At 38.6% G+C, this 7,244-nt stretch carries 8 protein-coding genes; 7 read left to right on the top strand and 1 reads right to left on the bottom strand.

The window, feature by feature from the left end; genetic code table 11:
* Positions 1-105: 105 nt before the first annotated feature.
* Positions 106-273 (bottom strand): hypothetical protein, encoded by a 168-nt coding sequence (locus BLW34_RS16260; RefSeq protein ID WP_177166058.1) that lies wholly within the window; start codon positions 271-273, stop codon positions 106-108.
* Positions 274-504: 231 nt separating this feature from the next.
* Here BLW34_RS16260 and BLW34_RS14305 point away from each other — a divergent pair, with 231 nt between their 5' ends.
* From BLW34_RS14305 to BLW34_RS14275, 7 genes are all read left to right on the top strand, one after another.
* Entirely contained in the window at positions 505-1,029 is a 525-nt protein-coding gene (locus BLW34_RS14305) for a DUF2273 domain-containing protein (RefSeq protein ID WP_090580991.1), read from the top strand.
* A 1-nt stretch (position 1,030) separates the two neighbouring features.
* Positions 1,031-1,600, top strand: coding sequence for a hypothetical protein (locus BLW34_RS14300; protein ID WP_090580988.1), 570 nt, complete (start codon positions 1,031-1,033; stop codon positions 1,598-1,600).
* Between the two features lie 436 nt (positions 1,601-2,036).
* Positions 2,037-3,491 (top strand): hypothetical protein, encoded by a 1,455-nt coding sequence (locus BLW34_RS14295; protein ID WP_090580985.1) that lies wholly within the window; start codon positions 2,037-2,039, stop codon positions 3,489-3,491.
* On the top strand, positions 3,478-4,284 hold the full coding sequence (locus BLW34_RS14290; protein WP_090580982.1) for a hypothetical protein: 807 nt from the start codon (positions 3,478-3,480) through the stop codon (positions 4,282-4,284). Before BLW34_RS14295 ends, BLW34_RS14290 begins: the two co-directional genes overlap by 14 nt.
* Positions 4,284-5,441, top strand: coding sequence for a YhgE/Pip domain-containing protein (locus BLW34_RS14285; protein ID WP_143037958.1), 1,158 nt, complete (start codon positions 4,284-4,286; stop codon positions 5,439-5,441). Before BLW34_RS14290 ends, BLW34_RS14285 begins: the two co-directional genes overlap by 1 nt.
* A 353-nt stretch (positions 5,442-5,794) precedes the next feature.
* The gene (locus tag BLW34_RS14280) at positions 5,795-6,766 is read left to right on the top strand and encodes a hypothetical protein (RefSeq protein WP_090580975.1); all 972 of its coding nucleotides are present in this window, start codon (positions 5,795-5,797) and stop codon (positions 6,764-6,766) included.
* A 239-nt stretch (positions 6,767-7,005) separates the two neighbouring features.
* On the top strand, positions 7,006-7,244 hold a 239-nt coding region (locus tag BLW34_RS14275; RefSeq protein ID WP_143037955.1), incomplete at its 3' end, for a transposase.

Here is a 7,244-nt window from a genome sequence, read left to right as displayed (position 1 = left end):
ACTCCCTAAATTCAGCTGTATAGACTTTGGGTTTTTCTTGGGTCATTTAAATACATTCCTTCTTTCAGTTATTTTAAGGAATGTGTCCGGTTTAGTGTAGCAACATCACCGGGGTGGGGTGCGGGTGTCACCCGGCCCCTCTCGCACGCATAGTTGTCCGACGTGGGGCCGATTTGGGGAGGGGATGACTACCCCCATCCGGTATTCTCGGCACTCGCTCTGGGTAATTCCGGGCCGTTCCTGCCAGTTTTTCCCGCCTGTGCTCGCCGTCATTAGATCTCGGGGAGGCAATGTTCAGAAAAAGTAGTGCTTCTAGGCCGGTCTTAGGGCCAGTTTGCACCGAGCTGAATATTGATGCTGCTTCTTCAAGACTAAGATTCCTACGACTTAAGTACGATATCCATACGCTCAAAGAAATACGACAATGAAGCAACTTCTGACAATCTGTTGCTTTAAGTTCAGTTTTAGTTTTTGCCAGTATTGATATTCATAAGGAAAGATTCTATGGGCATGCAAAATTTAACGGCAGCACAAGCAAGTCTAGATTTGGTTTTATGGGATGCCGAAGCAAATTCCATTGCAAGTAGTGATTTTTATCTTTGGTTGCGCGATTGCGGGCTACCAAGCGAAGTAGCTATTCGATTAAAAAGTTTTGTCGAAACTACAGTGGAAATTGCTAATTGCACTATCAGCATTGGAAAAATCATCCTCATCAAAATTATCGAATTTGTTAAGGCACATCCCAGTCTTGCTATTGGCATTGCTGTAGGAGCAGCGATCGGAGTGCTAGTCAGCATGATTCCATTCTTAGGGACCTACTTGGCACCTATTGCAACAGCACTGGGTATAACTATTGGTGCAATAGCGGGACATCGGCGCGACAAGCTTGACAAAGGGGCGTCTGTCAACACTGATATGAGCCTAATTTCTATAACTCAAGATTTAATTGAGATAGCAAAAGAATTTTTCAAACTACTCATTGATATTTTCAATACAGTATTCAATGGTCAATCTTTAAGAGGCATTTGAAATGTCCGCAATGCCAAAAGTTACGAAAAAGCAGCTCATTAGAATGATAGATGAATTGGAAAAAAATCCAAATGACAAGGTACGTATCTTAGGCGATACAGGCATTACGATAACCGGCACTGTATTAGGAGCTGCTGCTGCAGGAACATTAGCAATGTCAGCTGGAGCAACATCGATTCTTGGACTTTCCACAGCTGCAAGTTGGTTTGGTGTATCGGTAGTGGCAGCAACGCCTGTTGGCTGGATTATTGGTTGTGCTGCGGCTGGAGGAGCAATGGCTTATGGGGTTTCAAGGATGATTCATGGTGGTGGATTATCTGAAGGACGCAAATTGGAGCTTTTGCAGAAATACAGAGAAGACACCAGGAATATGGAAGCTAAAGAAAGATCGGGGAATATTGACGATGCAGAGAGAACTCGCTTCATTCTTTCCATGAGGGAATTAATTGATAAAGATGCAATTTCTCCAGATAAAGCATTCAGGTTGATCGAGCAGGTTGAACAAGGTCGCATTCTTATTTCTCAAGCTTCTGCCTTTATACAAGCACTTCTACAAGAAAGACGTTTGTAACAGAGCATGCTTCCTATGATTGTTGAATTTCATATTTAACAAAATACCTCAATTCCTTTGTCATGTTCTTATAAGGGACATTAACCTTTTATCAGGTACAAAACAATAATTAACAAATGTCATTAGTGATAAAGGATTTATATCAAATTTATGCTGCTTATTAAAGATATGTACTTATTAAAATCAATGCAGAATAAGCTGAATAGTTAGAATTAAAAGACCCTAGAGCGCTTTGAGAGACGATTCTTTCAGATAAATAGCAGAAACAATGCATCACTTTCGCTATTCAATAATTGTAACCACATATTACCTGATGCTTAATGTGACATGCCAATGTTATATATATGAAATAGTTCAATAGAATAAACTAAACCAGTTGAGTGATAGTTAATCTTGCTGGAATGCAAAGAAATGACAGAAGGAAAAAACTAATAATATGGGCTTAATGAGATCATTTTGGAAATGGTTCAGCACTTCCTCCAATAAAAAACCACAGAAAGGCCATCCCGATTTATATCCACTCGATGTGCTTAAACTTTCGAAAGAGCTTGATTTAGAAGAACAGGCAAAAACACTCGGCCAGTTGGGTCTTCCATCTGCGAATGCTCAAACACTTAGTGGCCCAGAATCCCTGATTTTACAGCGTGTCGAGAAAGCTCGCCAAGATTATGTTGATTGGGCAATGTTGAGATTAAATATTCTTAACAATGACATGGCAAAGTTTAAATTTACTGATGAAGTAAATCGAACATTGCAAGTTGATCAGGAATTTGAAAGAGAGGCTAGTGCCATCATAACTGAACGAGAAAATCTTCTAAGAGATCTGGCCGACAGAGCAAAGGAGTATAAAGCTGCTTTGATTTCATTCAAAAAGAGTAACAACCTAGATAGGGAAGCAGATTATCCTTCTTCAAGCAGGAAGTTTTTTCTCTACTCTTTACTAATCCTGATGGTGGTTCTTGAAGGGTTGTTTAATGCTGGTTTTTTTTCACAGGGAATCTCGACAGGATTGATTGGGGGATTTGCCTATGCAGTGATTCTTGCAACTATGAATGTCTGCTTGGCCTTTTGTTTTGGTAAATTTCTTGTCAAATGGGTTGTTCACAAACATTTAGGCTTAAAAATCTTAGGATTAATATTTATTTTGATTGCAGCAAGTTTATTGATGGCTATGGCTCTTACGATCGCACATTTTAGAGATAGCCTCAGCATGGGAGTAACTGATCCAGCGATTGTTGCCTTGCAAGCATTACAAATAGCTCCTTTTACACTTCGAGATGTATTTTCATGGCTGCTCTTCTCCTTGACTTTGTTTTTTGGAATCGCTGCAACACTTGATGGATTTTTTATAGACGATATCTATCCCGGCTACGGAAAAGTCACAAGAAATGCTATTTCGGGGTTGGAAGAGTATGAAGAAGAGCTAGGTAATCTCCGCTCAGAGCTTAATAATTTGAAGGAAAAGAAACTCGAGTATTTAGATGATGAAATTAGACGACTTCAAGCCGCTCTTGCAACATATGAAGGCTTAATTCAAGACAAGATATCGACTGTATCAAGGCTTCAAAACGCCTTTCACGACGCAGATAATTCTCTTAATGCTTTGCTGCAATTATTTCGTAGCCACAATGATGTTCATCGAGGCGAGAATCAGAGGCCTGCTTACTTCAATAATATAAAACCAGATCTTAAGCCAGTAAAGTTTCCCAATTTTGAAATCTCAGCGGATCAAGGACTTGCGGTCTCCATAAAAGTCTTGATAGATGATCTCCTATCTAAATCACAAACATTGAGAGCTAATATTCAAGCTTCATTCAATTCACAATTTGATCGACTAAAGCCACTTGATACTCATTTCTCTATTGAAGGAGCTCTTGATGGCAAGAATTAGTATTCGTGAAAAGAAACAAAGAAGGAGCCATATGTTATGGGGCTCTGCAGCTCTTCTAATGGCTCTTTTCATTGTTGGTTTAGCTGCATATTTTCTCGTCACCGCAAAGGACGATCTCAATTCTGAAACTCTATGTCCATCAGAAGGACCTCTAGGACACTATATTTTATTAGTTGACAAAACCGATCCGCTTAGTTTTATTCAGAAAGAAGCTTTTCAAGTAGAGCTGGAAAGTATAGTCAGGCATAAACTCCCTGAAGGTTATCTGTTTTCTGTTTTTTCATTAGGTGAAAATTTCCAGAATAATGCTAAACCTCTGGTGGAGCTATGTAATCCAGGAGATGGCAAAGAGAAAAGTCATTGGACGACAACAGTTTCGATATTACAGAAGCAATATCAAGAGAAATTTCTAACACCACTGCTCCAGAAATCTGAAGAGCTTGTGTCAGCAAAGCATGCTAAAGAATCTCCAATCTTTGAAATGATTCAGTTGGTTTCTATTAATGGATTCCAAAAGCATGCTGTTAAAGGTGAAAAAAAACTCATCATCATGTCTGATATGTTGCACAACACGTCTCAATTCAACATGTATAAAAGTAAATTTGATTTCGAAGATTTTGCTGTATCACCTTATGGTAAGAAATCACAACTTGAATTGAGTAATGTCAGCGTAGAACTCTACTATTTAATGAATACTCCTTCTTTACAGACCCGTAAACATGCTTTGTTTTGGGAGCAATTTTTCAATAATTCAGGGGCGCGCGTAGTTGCAATTCGCCCACTTGGGGGGTAATGATGCAAGGTAATTTTTCCATTCAAATACAAAAACTATTTCTCATCACGATTATTCTCAAGATTGGATTCTCGTTAGCTGGGTTTCTTCAAGATGATCCTTGGGTGCTGGGATTTACTATTCCATTGTTGATAATGGCAGCCTATATAGCTATTGGAATTAAATACAGGAATAACGATGTGCCTGATGATAAATTTGCTGATTCCTGCTATTACCTCGGATTTATCTTTACTATTACTTCCATAATCGTCTGCCTATTTGATTTACCAAATATCGGCACAGAAATTAATAATATTTCGATCCGTTTTGGTGCTGCTATGGTAAGTACCGTATTTGGGCTAATTGTTCGTGTATATCTGGTAAGTTTTAAGCGAGATGCTTCTGATGCTATCGAAGATGCGGAAGTAGCAGTAATTGAGGCCTCAAACAAATTCCGTGAACAATTAGTTATCGCATTTGAAAAAATGTGCGATTTTCAGAGTGAAGCGGATAAAGCCATCAAGGCCTCGGTCGAGCGTGCAAATTTGCAGATTGAAGCGCTTTCTAAAAATCATGCAGATAAACTCATCTCCTTCTTTTCAGACTTAACTGAACAGAATCGGAAAACATTAACCGACGCGCTTTCTGAAATTAAAACTTCTAGCGTAAGGTTATCAGAATCAGTAGATAAATATTCTAATGGCATGGCATGGAATCTGAACAACATACAATCTAGGATAGATGACTTTACACAGGCTGTTTCTTCTCGTCTAAGTACAACAACTTTCCCAGATGATTATTTTGCAAAGAGTTTAGCTAATCCGCTGGCACAACTTAATAATAGTGTAAACGCTATATCTCTAGGAGTGGCAAAATCTGCAAGTGAAGTCGATGAAGCAGGGAAAATTCTGAGCTCCACATTAAAGACTATTAGAACCAAAGCTATCTCGACTGAAACCTCCCTGGATAAAGTAGTCACCTTAGCAAATCAACAGAAATCGATTCTTGAGGTAGCCCAGGGGCAAGTATCAATTTACACTGAATTAAGTGACTTGCTGAAGAAAATTGATCAAACCCTCATTCAGATAACTTCAGCCATAAATGCTTCGACCCATTCTTCCAATTTCTTGGCATCGAGAGTTGACAGCATTGTTTCAACTGAAGCAAAGGTATCCTGACACATAGGAAAAACTCCTTGGGTAATTCACTATAATGAATTTCTAATGATATTAGAGGGGGCTCTTTATACACCATATCTACTGCTGTACTGCCCTCACTCTAGAAGCTTCGACAAAACTTTTGAAAAGCAAATTAACGGCTAGACTCAATGATAAAGATTAATGAAATTACTGCGTAATTTTATGTTTTATTTTTATAAAAAAAATCTCAGCTGGTTTGAGAATAATCGCTGATGATGAGAAATCTAGGCAGGGAATAGGAAAAGCATCCCTTAATTTTGGTTGAGCCACTGTTATTTAGCCAAATGCCTCTATTAAATGCATGAATTCGCACCAATTGGATTAAAAAGTTTATGGCCAAAAGAAATGATCAAGTTTTTCAGCTATCTCTAACAGAAATTGCTTTCACAGTTACGTTTATTCTTTTACTTCTTCTTGGGTTTATCGCTAATAGAGAGTTCAATGACAAAAAAATAGCAGAAGAGAAGCTTGCACAACTTATATCCATCCAAGAGGCAGAAATCGCATTAAATGAAATTAAGGCAGTGATTGAGGAGCAAATTGTGAATGTAGGCAGTGCCGATGTGGATAAGTTTATTTTAACTCTGCTAGATAATAAGAAAATTGAATCAGAGCGCGATGCTCTAAAAAAACAGGTCGAAAATTTGAATGTAGAGTTAAGTGCTCTTACTGAATTGCGTGATCATTTATCCAAGGCAACCAAGTTAGAATCTTCAAATGTTAAAGAAGCAATAGAATCTGCTTTAGTGCTCTCATCAGAGCTCAGACATCAAGTCAAAGCCCAAATGAATCGAGATATTTCAGTTGGTGATGAAACAAAAACTTTGCAAGAATTAGTAGAGAAGGCAAAACAGTATGATGCCTTAGAATATTCTGGGGTAGCAGTGGATCAAGTAAAAAAAGAAAATACAGACCTTAAAGGACAAGTGATATTTCTTACAAATAGGCTGAATGCGAGAGGGGGGCGCGACTTTCCTCCTTGCTGGGCAGATGAGTCAACTGGGAAAGTTCAAACTCTGTTTGCTTTAGACCTAAAATCCGACACAGTTGAAGTTAAACCTGGATGGCCTGATGTACGAGCCAATGATGCAAAAATGATACCAAATGTTAGTGAAATGATATCTGACAGTCCAATGTCTTATGCATCATTTCAAAAAAGCGTTCAATCGATATTTAAGCAAAGCAAAGACTTAAATTGTAGGCATTATGTGTTACTTAAAAGTTCTATCTCAGATGCCACTCAATCTGATCGTATGCGACTAATGGTGGAAAACTATTTTTATAAGGTTGAAGTGCGGAGATAATTCAATAAATTTATGTACCCAACACCTTTAATGGGCCTCATGCCAAGTGAATCTAATCTAACTTTAGTAAAGGAAGGATTTGTCTAGTTTAGTCGGGTAGACAAATTTCTGATTTTGTATCTTTTTTCTTTGTATGTTGTTTTTGGGGAAATAATTTCCAGTAACAATGATGGTGATAACTGTTCTTAGAACCTGTTCAAAGTCTTTTCGTTTGACAGAAAAAGTGCGATATTTGCAGGATGAGAACAAGTTATCCAAGTGATATCAGTCGCGAACAGTTCGAGCAGATCCGCCCACTGCTGGAAAGTGCGCGCAAGAAGACCAGTCCACGTCGAATCGATTTGCACGAAGTATTTTGTGCGGTGTTGTATTTACTCAAGAGCGGTTGCCAGTGGCGCATGTTGCCAAGCGAATTTCCGAAGTGGCGCACGGTCCATTCATACTTTGCTATTTGGAGCGAGCCGGATAAAGATGGAGT

The organism is Nitrosomonas sp. Nm58 (genome assembly GCF_900107335.1).
Classification (GTDB): domain Bacteria; phylum Pseudomonadota; class Gammaproteobacteria; order Burkholderiales; family Nitrosomonadaceae; genus Nitrosomonas.
The sequence above is the reverse complement of the archived record's forward strand: the minus strand, read 5'-3'. Positions and strand labels throughout refer to the sequence as shown.